The organism is Phaeobacter sp. JH20_37, assembly GCF_048056015.1.
Taxonomy (GTDB): Bacteria; Pseudomonadota; Alphaproteobacteria; order Rhodobacterales; family Rhodobacteraceae; genus Phaeobacter; species Phaeobacter bryozoorum.
Genome location: NZ_JAYMWW010000013.1, coordinates 248,636 through 261,637, shown reverse-complemented (window position 1 = coordinate 261,637; position 13,002 = coordinate 248,636). Strand labels below are relative to the sequence as shown.

Sequence of the window (13,002 nt, the reverse complement as noted above, 5' to 3'; positions counted from 1 at the left end):
TTTGCAAAGGGTAGCACGCAGGCGACAGATAGCAAAAAGGCCGCCCATATTGCCGGGCGGCCTTTGTTTTTTCCAGCTGAACCGTCAGGATCAGGCGTTGGCGCGAGCCATCCGCTTGCGCTCATGCGGATCCAGGTAGCGTTTGCGCAGACGCACGGAGTTCGGGGTTACCTCTACCAGCTCGTCATCGTCGATATAGGCAATCGCCTCTTCCAGCGAGAGCTTCATCGGCGTGGTCAGACGTACGGCATCATCGGTGCCGGAGGCGCGGACGTTGGTCAGCTTCTTGCCCTTCAGCGGGTTCACTTCCAGATCATTGTCGCGGCTGTGCTCGCCGATGATCATGCCGGTGTAGACGTCTTCCTGTGCGCCGATCATCATCTTGCCGCGCTCTTCGAGGTTCCACAGGGCGTAGGCCACCGAGGTGCCATTCTCCATGGAGATCAGAACACCAGCGCGACGGCCGGGAATGGAGCCTTTGTGCGGGGTCCAGCCGTGGAACACACGGTTCAGAACGCCGGTGCCGCGGGTGTCGGTCAGAAACTCGCCGTGATAGCCGATCAGACCGCGGGAGGGGACATGCGCGATGATGCGGGTCTTGCCAGCGCCTGCGGGCTTCATCTCGACCAGTTCACCCTTGCGGTGGCCGGTGAGTTTCTCGATCACAACGCCGGAGTATTCATCGTCAACGTCGATGGTTGCCTCTTCGACGGGCTCCATGCGAACGCCGTCTTCTTCCTTGAACAGGACCTGAGGGCGCGAGATCGACAGCTCGAAGCCTTCGCGGCGCATGTTTTCGATCAGAACACCCATCTGAAGTTCGCCGCGACCGGCCACCTCAAACGCTTCGCCACCGGGGGTGTCGGAGATCTGGATCGCGACGTTGGATTCTGCTTCCTTCATCAGGCGATCACGGATCACACGGGACTGAACCTTTTTGCCATCGCGACCGGCCAGCGGGCTGTCGTTGATGCCAAAGGTCACGGTGATGGTCGGCGGATCAATCGGCTGGGCGGGCAGCGCCTCCGTCACCGAAGTATCCACCAGCGAGTCGGCGACGGTGGCCTTGGTCATCCCCGCGATGGAGACGATATCGCCGGCCTCCGCCACGTCGATGGCCTGCTGACCTAGGCCACGGAACGCCAGCACTTTTGTGCAGCGGAAGTTCTCGATCAGCTCACCGTCACGGCTCAGCGCCTTGAGGCTGTCGCCAGCCTTCAGGGTGCCGGATTCAACGCGACCGGTCAGAATACGGCCCATGAAAGGATCCGCGCCTAGCGTGGTTGCCAGCATACGGAAAGGCTCGCCTTTTTGCTCGATCTGCTTTGGGGCAGGGACGTGTTTGACGATCAGGTCAAACAGCGCAGAAAGATCCTTGCGCGGGCCGTCCAGCTCCATGTCGGCCCAACCGGCGCGACCGGAGGCATACATGGACGGGAAATCCAGCTGATCATCATCTGCACCAAGGTTGGCAAAGAGGTCGAAACACTGATCCAGCGCGCGGTCAGGCTCGCCGTCGGGCTTGTCGACCTTGTTCACAACCACGATCGGGCGCAGACCAAGGGCCAGCGCCTTGGAGGTCACGAATTTGGTCTGCGGCATCGGGCCTTCGGCGGCGTCAACCAGCAGCACCACCCCGTCGACCATCGACAGGATCCGCTCGACCTCGCCGCCGAAATCGGCGTGGCCGGGAGTGTCGACGATGTTGATCCGGGTGCCGTTCCACTCCACCGAAGTGGCCTTGGCCAGAATTGTGATGCCCCGCTCGCGTTCCAGATCGTTGCTGTCCATGGCGCGTTCCGCCACAGCCTGGTTTTCGCGGAAGGCGCCGGATTGTTTCAGAAGCTCATCAACCAGGGTGGTTTTCCCGTGGTCCACGTGAGCAATGATCGCAATGTTGCGCAGGTCCATGACGTCAGCCTTTGTAAGGAAGTTGACGCGCGCATAGCGTGATCGTTGGCCAAAGACCAGAGGAAATACATCTTTTTGCGCGCGCAGGGGCGATCCGGTGGGTCGTCCGGCGGCGTGCGGCCATTCGGTGACGCGCCGGTTGCGCCGTCAGTGGCCGGTTGTGCTGGAGAACAGATGGATCACCAGAATCCCGGCAAGGATCAACAGCAGCCCCAGAACCGCTGGCAAATCAAGCCGTTGGCCAAAGACGACCCAGCCAATGATGGCGATGAGGAAAATCCCGAGGCCGGACCAGATCGCGTAGACAATCCCGACCGGCATGTGGCGCAGCGTCAGGGCCATCAGATAGAAGGCCAGTCCGTAGCCGACCACCACCAGCAGTGACGGGCCAAGCCGGGTGAATTGCTGACTGGCCTGTAGCGCAGTGGTGCCAATGGTCTCTGCCGCAACCGCCAGCACAAGATAGAGATAATGGAGTGGCATGATCAGGCCTCCGCTGAGGATGGGCTGCGCGCGGAACCAGCCCGCGCAGCGCCGGGGTCAGGCGCTGGTATTTTCGGCAAACCAGGGAGCGACAGCGGCGCGCACATGGTCCCAGACCGCCGGTGCCCCACGGGCGACCTTGTGGCCTACACGGGCCTCCAGCTGCTCCAGCGTGACATTATACGCGCGCCAGCTGCCGCCGCCTGACATCAGGTTCAGCAGCACAGGCTGTACCCGGTCAATCGCCTTGGCATAGATCGCTTCGGGGCTTTCGGCGGCTTCGAATTCCGTCCAGATACGGTGAAATACCTCGCCCTGCGCGGCGGGCAGCAGGCCGAAAATCCGTTCTGCGGCGGCTTGTTCATTGGCGGCAATCGCGGCCTGTTCAGCCTCCGACAGGGTTGCGTGGATCGGCACATCGCCCGCGTCGATCTCCACGATGTCATGCAGCATCAGCATCTGCAGCACCCTGGCCATGTCGACGGGCGCGTGGCTGTGCTGGGCCAGCACCCAGGCATAGAGCATGATATGCCAGCTGTGCTCGGCCGAGTTTTCGCGGCGGCTGCCATCGGCAAGCGTCGTTGCCCGCAGGACCGTCTTCAGCCCGTCGACCTCATTTAGGAAGCTGAGCGGTGCGGTGAGCGCATCCTGTGGCTGCAAGCCTTCCAGGCGGGCAACGGCGTGGTGAAATACCTCGGGAAAGGCGTCCTGCAGGGCCGCAGCGCGTCCGCCAAAAAGATTGCCGCGCACCACCTCGATATGTGCCGCAGGCACGTCTTCGTTGTAGAGCGTCTGGAAAATCGGCTGGCAGTGGTCAATCCGCTTTGCCCATTGGGCGTCAGGTGTCTGGCTGGCCTCGAACTCGCGCCAGAGCCCATGCAGAAAAGCTGATTGATCGGCTGGCAGGAGCGAGAACAGCCGGGTTGCGGCCACCGCTTCGGCGCTGGCAACCGCCTCCCAGTCGACATCCCCATCAATCGGGTGATCGCCTGCGTCGATCTCGACGAGATCATGCAGTAAAAGCATCTGTACGACCCGTTCAACCGAGACATCAGCAGGCGCAAACGGGGCCAGCACCAGCGCATAAACCGCCAGGTGCCAGCTATGTTCGGCGGAGTTTTCGCAGCGTGAGCCATCCAGGATCAGGTTTTGACGCTCCACGCGGCGCAGCTTGTCCGCCTCCAGCAAGAAACGGAACTGGCTGGCAAGCCGCGTCGATTGGTCAGTCATTCTCTGGGGCCCTGGATGCGATCTTGGCCTTGGCGGCGCTGATCTTGCTGTTGAGAAAGGCACGCGCTTTGCGCTCGGCAAGGCGGACCCGCATTTCAGTGAGGAAGGCTTCCTCAAGCGACTGAGACGCTGCCCCCAGAACCTCGCTCACCTCCATGTAAAGGCGCTCTTCGCCAGTGGCGTCCTGAACCTTCAGCGTGTCGGCGGCCAGTTTCTGGGCCAGCGTCTCGATCGTGCTCATCAGCGGGAGCTTTCTGTCAGCCGCCGTTTCACATAGTCGGAGACATTGCTGATCATCGGATCCATATAGGGGTCCTGGAAGAAGTGATCGGCGCCTTCAACTTCGGTATGGGTTATGGTGATCCCCTTCTGCTCGTGCAGCTTGTTCACCAGGTTTACCGTATCGGCGGGCGGCGCCACGCGGTCTGCGGTGCCATTGATGATCAGACCCGAGGAGGGGCAGGGCGCCAGAAACGAGAAGTCATACATATTCGCTGGCGGTGCCACCGAGATGAAGCCGGTGATTTCCGGGCGGCGCATCAACAGCTGCATACCGATCCAGGCCCCAAAGGAAAAACCGGCGACCCAGCAATGTTTGGAGTTGTTGTTCATCGACTGGAGGTAATCCAGCGCCGATGCCGCGTCGGACAATTCGCCAACACCCTGATCATATTCGCCCTGCGACCGGCCAACGCCGCGGAAATTGAACCGCAGAACCGTAAAGCCCATGTTGTAGAACGCATAATGCAGATTGTAGACGACCTTGTTGTTCATCGTGCCGCCGAACTGCGGATGCGGATGCAGAACGATGGCAATCGGGGCGTCTTTTTCTTTTTGCGGGTGATAGCGGCCTTCCAGGCGGCCTTCGGGTCCGGGAAAAATGACCTCAGGCATGGGTGGGTGGATCCTACTCTTATTTTCGGGGATGCCGACTGGAATACTTGACGAATTCCGTAAGGCACCTTAGAACGGTTCTAATTGATGGCAGAGGTCAAGTTTCGCTGCCGTCTCGCTGAGATACGCATTGCAGCGTTCAAGGTCAATCTTTTCGCTGTGCCGCCAGGGTCGGAGGATTTGAAAATATGAAACTTTCGACCAAGGGACGCTATGCAATGGTGGCGCTGGCAGATATCGCCTTGCAGCCGGAGGGCAGTCTGGTGGTGTTGGGCGATATCTCCAAACGTCAGGATATTTCGCTGCCCTATCTGGAGCAGCTGTTTGTGAAACTGCGTCGGAGCGGGCTTGTAGTCTCTGTGCGCGGTCCGGGTGGGGGTTACCGTCTTGCGCATCCGCCCTCTGACATTCGCATCGTCGATGTGCTGAGCGCAGTTGATGAAACGGTTGATGCGATGCACAAGGGCGCAGGCGCATCCGGTGCCTTGTCCGGGAGTCGCGCGCAATCGCTGACCAACCGCCTCTGGGAAGGGCTGAGCGCCCATGTCTATGTGTTCCTGCATCAGACCCGCCTGTCTGACGTTATCAAGAACGATCTGGCGCCATGTCCGGCGGTGCCCAGCCTGTTTGCGGTGGTCGACGACTGACGGCCCGAGATATCCGCCCTCTAACCCCGGCGCGGCCTGCGCTGTTTCGTAGATTTAAGAACGCCCTCGTTACAGCATCCTGATGGGTGCGAGGGACAAGACAGAAGGATCCGCACCGCCGATGTCGCGTGTCTATCTTGACCATAACGCCACCACGCCGCTTTGCGATGCTGCAAAGGCCGCGATGGTTGCCGCGATGGAGGTTTGCGGAAATCCTTCTTCCGTTCACGCCGAAGGCCGTGCCGCCAAGGCGCTGGTTGAACGCGCGCGGGCGCAGATTGCCTCGGCTTTTGGGGCAGATGGCGCTGATATCGTGTTCACCTCCGGGTCGACAGAAGGGGCCGCGCTGGCAATGAGCGGCCGCGATCTGCATGGTGCAGCAGTTGAGCATGACGCCGTAAGGTCCTGGTCCGTCGAAGATTTGCAGGTTTCACCTGATGGCGCTGTTGCGGTGATTGATCCGCAGCGCTCCTCCGTTCAATTGGCCAATTCTGAAACCGGCGTTATCCAGAAGCTGCCCGAAGGGCTGGCGGTGACCGATGCGACGCAGGCCTTCGGCAAGCTGCCTGTCGCCTTCAATTGGATGGGGGCCACGATGGCGCTGATCTCGGCGCATAAACTGGGCGGGCCAAAGGGCGTGGGCGCGGTGGTCCTGAAACGGGGAACCGATCTGGCGGCGCAGATCACCGGCGGCGGTCAGGAGATGGGGCGTCGCTCCGGCACGGAAAATGTCGTAGGGATCGCGGGGTTCGGAGCGGCCGCGGAAGCTGCGGCAAGGGCGCTGGCGGATGGTGTCTGGGAACGTGTGGCAGAGCTGCGCGACACAATGGAGGCCGCCCTTGCAGCGGGCAGCCCTGACACTATTTTTGTTGGGACATCAGCGGCGCGCCTGCCCAATACCAGTTGTTTTGCCACGCCGGGCTGGAAGGGCGAAACCCAGGTCATGCAGATGGATCTGGCCGGATTTGCCATCAGCGCCGGCAGCGCCTGTTCCAGCGGCAAGGTCCGCGCCAGCGCGGTGCTCACCGCCATGGGATATGACGAGTTAACCGCCCAGAGCGCCGTGCGCGTCTCGCTTGGGCCGAACACAACAGAAACGGATGTGCTGCGCTTTGCCGAAAGCTGGTGCGCCAAACAAAAGAAACATCGCGCCCGGGTGGCGTGAGTGCAGGAGATGACCATGACAGCATTGGATGATGTTCAGGTGAAAGAAGGCGTTGACCAGGAAACGGTCGATGCGGTCCGCGAGGTGGGCGGCGCCTATAAATACGGTTGGGAAACCGATATCGAGATGGAATACGCGCCCAAGGGACTGACCACCGATATCGTGCGGCTGATCTCGGAAAAGAACGAGGAGCCGGAGTGGATGCTGAACTGGCGGCTTGAGGCCTATGATCGCTGGCTTCAGAAGGAAGAGCCGACCTGGGCCATGGTGGATTACCCGGAAATCGATTTCCAGGACCAGTATTACTATGCCCGTCCGAAATCGATGGAGGTGAAGCCGAAATCGCTGGATGAGGTCGACCCAAAACTGCTCGCTACCTACGAAAAGCTCGGTATCCCTTTGAAAGAACAGATGATCCTTGCAGGCGTCGAGGGGGCTGAAAACATGCCCGCCGAAGGTCGCAAGGTCGCAGTTGACGCGGTGTTCGACTCCGTTTCGGTCGGCACCACCTTCCAGGCCGAGCTGAAAAAGGCAGGCGTCATCTTCTGCTCGATCTCCGAAGCGATCCGCGAACACCCCGAGCTGGTAAAGAAATACCTCGGCACCGTGGTTCCGGTCTCCGATAACTTCTATGCCACGCTGAACTCAGCCGTGTTCTCGGACGGCTCCTTTGTCTATGTGCCGCCGGGTGTGCGCTGCCCGATGGAACTGTCGACCTATTTCCGCATCAACGCGGAAAACACCGGTCAGTTCGAGCGCACCCTGATCATTGCCGATAAAGGCAGCTATGTCAGCTACTTGGAAGGCTGTACTGCACCGGCCCGCGATATCGCGCAGCTGCACGCAGCCGTCGTGGAGATCATCATCGAAGAAGACGCCGAGGTGAAATATTCCACCGTCCAGAACTGGTATCCCGGTGATGAGAACGGCAAGGGTGGCATCTACAACTTCGTGACCAAACGCGCTGACTGCCGCGGTGACCGCGCCAAGGTGATGTGGACTCAGGTGGAAACCGGCTCTGCGGTGACCTGGAAATACCCCTCCTGCATTCTGCGCGGCGAGGAAAGCCAGGGCGAATTTTACTCGATCGCCATCGCCAACAACATGCAGCAGGCCGATACCGGCACCAAGATGATCCATCTGGGCAAAAACACGAAATCCCGCATCGTGTCCAAGGGGATCTCCGCCGGCAAGGCGCAGAACACCTATCGCGGGCTGGTGTCGATGCACCCGAAGGCGAAGAACTCGCGCAACTACACCCAGTGCGACAGCTTGCTGATAGGCGACAAATGCGGGGCGCACACGGTTCCCTACATCGAGGTCAAGAACAACTCCTCCCGCGTGGAGCATGAGGCGACCACCTCAAAGGTGGACGACGACCAGCTGTTCTACTGCCGTCAGCGCGGCATGGACGAGGAAGAGGCGGTGGCCCTGGTGGTGAACGGCTTCTGCAAGGACGTGCTGCAGGCGCTGCCGATGGAGTTCGCCATGGAAGCGCAGCAGCTGGTTGCGATCTCGCTGGAAGGGTCTGTCGGGTAATGGCAGGCCCTTGGGCATCATCGCGAGGAAACAATAAAATGATCATCACAACCACCAACTCCGTCGAAGGCTACCAGATCGCCGAATACAAGGGCATCGTGGTGGGCGAGGCGATCATGGGCGCCAATGTGGTGCGCGATGTCTTTGCCTCGATCACAGACATCGTCGGCGGCCGCTCCGGTGCCTATGAAAGCAAGCTGCAGGACGCGCGCGAAACCGCGCTGGCAGAGCTGGAGGACCGTGCGCGGGCCAAGGGCGCAAATGCGGTTGTCGGCGTCGACCTCGATTACGAGGTGGTAGGCCAGTCCATGCTGATGGTCTCTGCCAGTGGAACAGCCGTTGTGATCGGCTAAGGAATTCGCCCTTCGGGGCACAGAAACAATCGGGGCGATGCTCCGAAGAGATATAAACGAGGAAAAAATGCTCGAAATCAAAAACCTGCACGTCAAACTTGAAGAAGAGGACAAACAGATCCTCAAAGGTGTCAACCTGACCGTTGAGGCTGGCAAGGTACATGCCATCATGGGGCCGAACGGCTCTGGCAAATCGACCCTCTCTTATGTGCTGTCCGGTCGCGATGGCTATGAGGTCACCGACGGCGCGGCGACGCTGGCTGGCGAAGATCTGCTGGACATGGAGCCGGAAGAGCGCGCCGCCGCAGGTGTTTTCCTGGCGTTCCAATACCCGGTCGAGATCCCAGGTGTCGGCAATATGACCTTCCTGCGCACTGCCGTAAACGCGCAGCGCAAGGCGCGTGGCGAAGACGAGCTGAGCGCCTCCGACTTTCTGAAGGAAGTGCGGGCCAAGGCAAAGACCCTGAAAATCGACGCCGATATGCTGAAGCGCCCGGTCAACGTCGGCTTCTCCGGCGGCGAGAAAAAGCGTAACGAAATCCTACAGATGGCGATGCTTGAGCCAAAAATGTGCATCCTCGATGAGACCGATTCCGGTCTGGATGTCGATGCCATGAAACTGGTTGCCGAAGGTGTGAACGCCCTGCGCGACGAGGGCCGCGGCTTCTTGGTGATCACCCATTACCAGCGCCTGCTGGACCACATCAAACCCGACGTCGTTCACATCATGGCAGACGGCCGCATCGTCAAAACCGGCGGTCCCGAGCTGGCGCTGGAAGTCGAAAACAACGGGTATGCCGATATTCTGGCAGAGGGTGTGTAAATGGCCGCTCCTGAAAGAAAACAAAGCGAAACCGAGGCACGGTTGGCGGCGCTGACCATGCCGGAGGGTGGCTGTCTGGCAGAGGCGCGCCATGCGGCGTTGTCGCGGGTTCAGACACTGGGCCTGCCGAACCGCCGCGATGAATACTGGAAATACACCCGCCCGGACACGCTGACCGCCGCCGTGGCACCAAAGGCCGCAGTTTTTGATGCTGGCGAAGCACCGATGTTCAACGAATTTGATCGCATCAAGATCGTGTTCGTTGACGGTGTCTTTGATGCCGATGCCTCTGACGATCTGTCGCTGGAGGGCATCAGCATTGATCGCATCGCCGATATCTGTGACAAAGATATCCATTGGGCCAAGGATTTGTACGGCGTTCTTGAAGCGCGCGGACAGACGCCTGTTGCCCGCCCTCTGGCGGCGCTGAACACCGCATTTGCCAGCGATGGTGTCGCCATCCGTGTGACCGGCAGCCCGTCCAAACCGGTCAATCTGATCTACCGTCACGCGGCAGAAGAGTCAGACGCCATCCTGCATCACGTGATCCGTGTTGAAAGCGGGGCATCAGCGACCATTCTGGAAAACGGCCCGGCTGCATCGCGGTTCAACAAATGTATGGAAATCGACGTTGCCGACGGCGGGTCTCTGCATCTGGTGCGGGCGCAGGGGCGTGATCATGAGCGCCGGGCTGCAACGCATCTGTTTGCACGCCTCGGTACTGAATCCGTGTTCAAGGCCTTCACCCTCACTGTAAACGGCGTGCTGACGCGCAATGAGGCGGTGATTGAACTGACCGGCGATGATGCGGTCGCGCATATCGCAGGCGCCTGTGTCGGTGATGGTGATTTCCACCACGATGACACCGTCTTCATCACCCATGATGCGGTGAACTGTGAGAGCCGCCAGGTTTTCAAGAAGGTTCTGCGCAACGGGGCAACCGGTGTTTTCCAGGGCAAAATCCTTGTCAAAGAGGGCGCGCAAAAGACTGATGGATATCAGATTTCTCAGTCTCTTCTGCTGGATGACGACAGCCAGTTTTTGGCCAAACCCGAGCTGGAAATCTACGCCGATGATGTGGCCTGTTCGCATGGCTCCACCTCAGGCGCAATTGACGAGGAGGGTCTGTTCTACCTGCGGTCGCGCGGCATTCCTCAGGCTGAAGCAACCGATCTCATGACCCTTGCCTTCCTTGCTGAAGCAGTTGAGGAGATCGAAGACGCCGATGTTGCGGCAAGCGTTGTGGACCGGCTGGAAGGCTGGCTGGCCCGGCGCCGCTGATGTCCGTCAGTCAGGACATCGTTGCCACCTACAGGGGGCCGCGCAGGGTTTATGCGCGGCGGCTGGCCATGGGGCTGCGTGAAGATCGGCTGCTGGCCATGCTCATGGCCGGCTGCGCTCTGGCGTTCATTGCTCAGATGCCAGCTCGGGCGCGTGAGGCGCATCTGAGCGGGCAGGAGCTGAACATGCTGCTGGGCGGCTCGCTGCTGGCGCTGATCTTCATTGCGCCGCTGCTCCTCTACGGGGTGGCCTTTCTGGCGCATGGTGTCGCGCGGATCTTTGGCGGCTCTGGCGACAGCGCGAAGGCACGTCTGGCCTTGTTCTGGGCGTTCCTCGCGGCTGGTCCGCTGATGCTGTTGAACGGGCTTGTCGCGGGATTCATCGGCCCGGGGCTGGAGCTCAATCTGGTTGGCGGGCTATGGTTTGTGCTGTTCCTGTGGTTCTGGGGCAGCGGGATGGTTCAGGCGTATTGGGGCAAAGAATGATCCATTATCAGTCACTTGCGGGCCTTACCTTCAGCGCTCCCACAGCGGCGGCGCGGGTTCTTCTGTCCGTTGACTGGCCGCGCCGGGTGCTTGTTCTTGCCTTGCTGTTGACGGCGGTTGTCAACACGATGATCCTTCAGCTCGCCGATCTGATCCTTCCGGGCAACATCGCGGTACTGGCCGCCATTCAACCCCTGTACTATGCCGGTGCTGTTTTTGCGCTGCATCTGGCCGTGACGGCGCTTCTGACCTGGACCGGTCGCTGGATTGGCGGCAAGGCGGAGTTCAGCGATATTCTGGCGGTCAATGTCTGGCTGAATGCCGTGCAGATCGCGCTTTTGGTGGCGGTGATGCTGCTGCATCTGGTGCTGCCGCTGGCGGCATCCTTGATCGCCTTGCTCGCGAATTTCATGATGCTGGCAATCTTTCTGCTGTTTATCAAGGAAGCGCATCAGTTTACATCCATCTGGCGGGCCATCGGCTCGGTTCTGATGTCGGCGGTTTTGATCGTCATTCTTCTCTCTCTGCTTTTGGGGGCGCAGGCCCCGGCACTACTGGGGCTTCCCGACCATGTATGACGTCCAAAAAATCCGCGCCAATTTTCCGATCCTGTCTCGTCAGGTGAATGGCAAACCGCTGACCTATCTGGACAATGGCGCATCGGCACAGAAGCCCCAGGTTGTAATTGACGCAATTACGCGCGCCTATTCTGAGGAATACTCAAACGTTCACAGAGGGTTGCACTATCTCTCTAATCTGGTGACCGAGAAATACGAAAGCGTTCGGGGCACCATTGCACGGTTCCTGAATGCGGGCGACGAAGATACCATCGTCATGAACTCAGGGACCACGGAGGGGATCAACACGATCGCCTACGGCTGGGCCATGCCGCAGCTTCAGGCCGGGGATGAGATCATTCTCAGCGTGATGGAGCATCACGCAAATATCGTTCCCTGGCATTTCCTGCGTGAACGTCAGGGCGTGGTTCTGAAATGGGTGGAGACAGCAGCCGACGGAAGCCTCGATCCGCAGGCCGTGCTGGACGCCATCGGTCCAAAGACAAAGCTCATTGCAGTTACCCAATGTTCCAATGTCTTGGGCACCATCGTTGATGTGAAAACCATCTGCCATGAGGCCCGCCAGCGCGGCGTCGCGGTTCTGGTTGATGGCTCGCAGGGGGCGGTTCATCTGCCCGTGGATGTGCAGGATATGGGCTGTGATTTCTATGCGATTACCGGTCATAAGCTCTACGGGCCGTCCTCCTCCGGTGCCATCTACATTCGCCCGGAGCGCATGGCTGAAATGCGCCCCTTCATGGGTGGCGGCGACATGATCAAGGAGGTTGCCCGCGATCAGGTAATCTACAATGACGCTCCGATGAAATTCGAGGCCGGCACGCCCGGCATCGTACAGATGATCGGACTGGGTGTTGCGTTGGATTACATGATGGCTATCGGCATGGAGAATATCGCAGCCCATGAGGCGGCGATCACCGCCTATGCCAGCGAACGGCTGAACGGTCTGAACTGGGTCAATATCCAAGGTCAAGCCGCTGACAAGGCTGCTATTTTCAGCTTCACACTGGAAGGCGCGGCACATGCGCATGACATCTCGACCATTCTCGACAAGAAGGGTGTCGCGGTACGCGCAGGACAACATTGCGCCGGACCGCTGATGGATCACCTTGGCGTTGCGGCGACCTGTCGTGCGTCCTTTGCCATGTATAACACCAAGGACGAGGTCGACGTGCTGATCGAGGCGCTGGAACTGGCCCACGATCTATTTGCCTAGCATCCGTCGCAACATGTTGCCCAGCTTCAGAAACGTCACCCGGCCGGGTGACGTTTTTTTTACTGCTTATGCAGATGCAAGATGTGAAGGCTGCTGGAAAAGTGCCCGAAACGATCGCCCGTGTTGCAGAAAGCCCCGGTTGCCTCAACATCAGGCTGTGGCGCGCCCGATGCAGGATCATTAGGTGATCTGTCAGCCAGTACCATAGGCGTGGTCTGTGGATGTGGTCTGGAATAATGGCGGAGAGACAGGGATTCGAACCCTGGGTTCCCGTGAAGGAACAACGGTTTTCGAGACCGCCCCGTTCGACCACTCCGGCACCTCTCCGCGGGGGGTGAGGGCCGTTTAAAGTGGAAAGCTTGGGCGCGCAAGGGGGGATTTTGCCCTTTCTGCAGGAAAT

General features: G+C 59.8%; 14 protein-coding genes and 1 tRNA gene. 9 read left to right on the top strand and 6 right to left on the bottom strand.

Features of this window, described 5'->3' with window-relative positions; genetic code table 11:
- Nucleotides 1-90: 90 nt before the first annotated feature.
- The 5 genes from typA to VWZ87_RS06085 all read right to left on the bottom strand — a co-directional run bounded on the left by typA (nt 91) and on the right by VWZ87_RS06085 (nt 4,518).
- A complete protein-coding gene (typA, locus tag VWZ87_RS06105) occupies nt 91-1,911 on the bottom strand; it encodes a translational GTPase TypA (protein ID WP_340545539.1) in 1,821 nt (606 codons plus the stop codon).
- A gap of 147 nt (nt 1,912-2,058) precedes the next feature.
- On the bottom strand, nt 2,059-2,394 hold the full coding sequence (locus VWZ87_RS06100) for a DMT family transporter (RefSeq protein ID WP_340545540.1): 336 nt from the start codon (nt 2,392-2,394) through the stop codon (nt 2,059-2,061).
- 57 nt (nt 2,395-2,451) lie between these two features.
- Nucleotides 2,452-3,624, bottom strand: coding sequence for an HD domain-containing protein (locus tag VWZ87_RS06095; protein WP_416535949.1), 1,173 nt, complete (start codon nt 3,622-3,624; stop codon nt 2,452-2,454).
- Nucleotides 3,617-3,865: a hypothetical protein gene (locus VWZ87_RS06090; protein WP_416535948.1), complete on the bottom strand. Its 249-nt coding sequence runs from the start codon at nt 3,863-3,865 to the stop codon at nt 3,617-3,619. Before VWZ87_RS06090 ends, VWZ87_RS06095 begins: the two co-directional genes overlap by 8 nt.
- Nucleotides 3,865-4,518 carry an alpha/beta hydrolase gene (locus VWZ87_RS06085; RefSeq protein WP_340545543.1) on the bottom strand — a complete coding sequence of 218 codons (654 nt, stop codon included), beginning with the start codon at nt 4,516-4,518 and terminating at the stop codon, nt 3,865-3,867. The genes VWZ87_RS06090 and VWZ87_RS06085 overlap by 1 nt, the downstream gene beginning before the upstream one ends.
- 188 nt (nt 4,519-4,706) lie before the next feature.
- Here VWZ87_RS06085 and VWZ87_RS06080 point away from each other — a divergent pair, with 188 nt between their 5' ends.
- The 9 genes from VWZ87_RS06080 (at nt 4,707) to VWZ87_RS06040 (ending at nt 12,602) form a co-directional block, all read left to right on the top strand.
- Nucleotides 4,707-5,165, top strand: a complete 459-nt coding sequence (locus VWZ87_RS06080; RefSeq protein ID WP_340545544.1) for an Rrf2 family transcriptional regulator — start codon at nt 4,707-4,709, stop codon at nt 5,163-5,165.
- Between the two features lie 121 nt (nt 5,166-5,286).
- A complete protein-coding gene (locus tag VWZ87_RS06075) occupies nt 5,287-6,330 on the top strand; it encodes a cysteine desulfurase family protein (protein ID WP_416535947.1) in 1,044 nt (347 codons plus the stop codon).
- Nucleotides 6,331-6,345: 15 nt separating this feature from the next.
- Nucleotides 6,346-7,869: a Fe-S cluster assembly protein SufB gene (gene sufB, locus VWZ87_RS06070; protein ID WP_340545546.1), complete on the top strand. Its 1,524-nt coding sequence runs from the start codon at nt 6,346-6,348 to the stop codon at nt 7,867-7,869.
- 38 nt (nt 7,870-7,907) lie between these two features.
- On the top strand, nt 7,908-8,222 hold the full coding sequence (locus VWZ87_RS06065; RefSeq protein WP_340545547.1) for a YbjQ family protein: 315 nt from the start codon (nt 7,908-7,910) through the stop codon (nt 8,220-8,222).
- 67 nt (nt 8,223-8,289) lie between these two features.
- Nucleotides 8,290-9,045, top strand: a complete 756-nt coding sequence (gene sufC, locus VWZ87_RS06060) for a Fe-S cluster assembly ATPase SufC (protein WP_340545548.1) — start codon at nt 8,290-8,292, stop codon at nt 9,043-9,045.
- Nucleotides 9,046-10,326 carry a Fe-S cluster assembly protein SufD gene (sufD, locus tag VWZ87_RS06055; RefSeq protein WP_340545549.1) on the top strand — a complete coding sequence of 427 codons (1,281 nt, stop codon included), beginning with the start codon at nt 9,046-9,048 and terminating at the stop codon, nt 10,324-10,326.
- The gene (locus tag VWZ87_RS06050; protein WP_416535946.1) at nt 10,326-10,811 is read left to right on the top strand and encodes a YIP1 family protein; all 486 of its coding nucleotides are present in this window, start codon (nt 10,326-10,328) and stop codon (nt 10,809-10,811) included. The genes sufD and VWZ87_RS06050 overlap by 1 nt, the downstream gene beginning before the upstream one ends.
- On the top strand, nt 10,808-11,389 hold the full coding sequence (locus tag VWZ87_RS06045; protein WP_416535945.1) for a YIP1 family protein: 582 nt from the start codon (nt 10,808-10,810) through the stop codon (nt 11,387-11,389). Before VWZ87_RS06050 ends, VWZ87_RS06045 begins: the two co-directional genes overlap by 4 nt.
- A complete protein-coding gene (locus VWZ87_RS06040; protein WP_416601032.1) occupies nt 11,382-12,602 on the top strand; it encodes a cysteine desulfurase in 1,221 nt (406 codons plus the stop codon). Before VWZ87_RS06045 ends, VWZ87_RS06040 begins: the two co-directional genes overlap by 8 nt.
- Before the next feature lie 237 nt (nt 12,603-12,839).
- Here the strand turns inward: VWZ87_RS06040 and VWZ87_RS06035 are convergent.
- Nucleotides 12,840-12,929 (bottom strand) — tRNA-Ser (locus VWZ87_RS06035).
- Between the last annotated feature and the right edge of the window lie 73 nt (nt 12,930-13,002).

Bases quoted from the DNA above. Each gene is read 5' to 3' on its own strand.
- typA (WP_340545539.1), bottom strand. From the start codon at position 1,911: ATGGACCTGCGCAACATTGCGATCATTGCTCACGTGGACCACGGGAAA.
- VWZ87_RS06100 (WP_340545540.1), bottom strand. From the start codon at position 2,394: ATGCCACTCCATTATCTCTATCTTGTGCTGGCGGTTGCGGCAGAGACC.
- VWZ87_RS06095 (WP_416535949.1), bottom strand. From the start codon at position 3,624: ATGACTGACCAATCGACGCGGCTTGCCAGCCAGTTCCGTTTCTTGCTG.
- VWZ87_RS06090 (WP_416535948.1), bottom strand. From the start codon at position 3,865: ATGAGCACGATCGAGACGCTGGCCCAGAAACTGGCCGCCGACACGCTG.
- VWZ87_RS06085 (WP_340545543.1), bottom strand. From the start codon at position 4,518: ATGCCTGAGGTCATTTTTCCCGGACCCGAAGGCCGCCTGGAAGGCCGC.
- VWZ87_RS06080 (WP_340545544.1), top strand. From the start codon at position 4,707: ATGAAACTTTCGACCAAGGGACGCTATGCAATGGTGGCGCTGGCAGAT.
- VWZ87_RS06075 (WP_416535947.1), top strand. From the start codon at position 5,287: ATGTCGCGTGTCTATCTTGACCATAACGCCACCACGCCGCTTTGCGAT.
- sufB (WP_340545546.1), top strand. From the start codon at position 6,346: ATGACAGCATTGGATGATGTTCAGGTGAAAGAAGGCGTTGACCAGGAA.
- VWZ87_RS06065 (WP_340545547.1), top strand. From the start codon at position 7,908: ATGATCATCACAACCACCAACTCCGTCGAAGGCTACCAGATCGCCGAA.
- sufC (WP_340545548.1), top strand. From the start codon at position 8,290: ATGCTCGAAATCAAAAACCTGCACGTCAAACTTGAAGAAGAGGACAAA.
- sufD (WP_340545549.1), top strand. From the start codon at position 9,046: ATGGCCGCTCCTGAAAGAAAACAAAGCGAAACCGAGGCACGGTTGGCG.
- VWZ87_RS06050 (WP_416535946.1), top strand. From the start codon at position 10,326: ATGTCCGTCAGTCAGGACATCGTTGCCACCTACAGGGGGCCGCGCAGG.
- VWZ87_RS06045 (WP_416535945.1), top strand. From the start codon at position 10,808: ATGATCCATTATCAGTCACTTGCGGGCCTTACCTTCAGCGCTCCCACA.
- VWZ87_RS06040 (WP_416601032.1), top strand. From the start codon at position 11,382: ATGTATGACGTCCAAAAAATCCGCGCCAATTTTCCGATCCTGTCTCGT.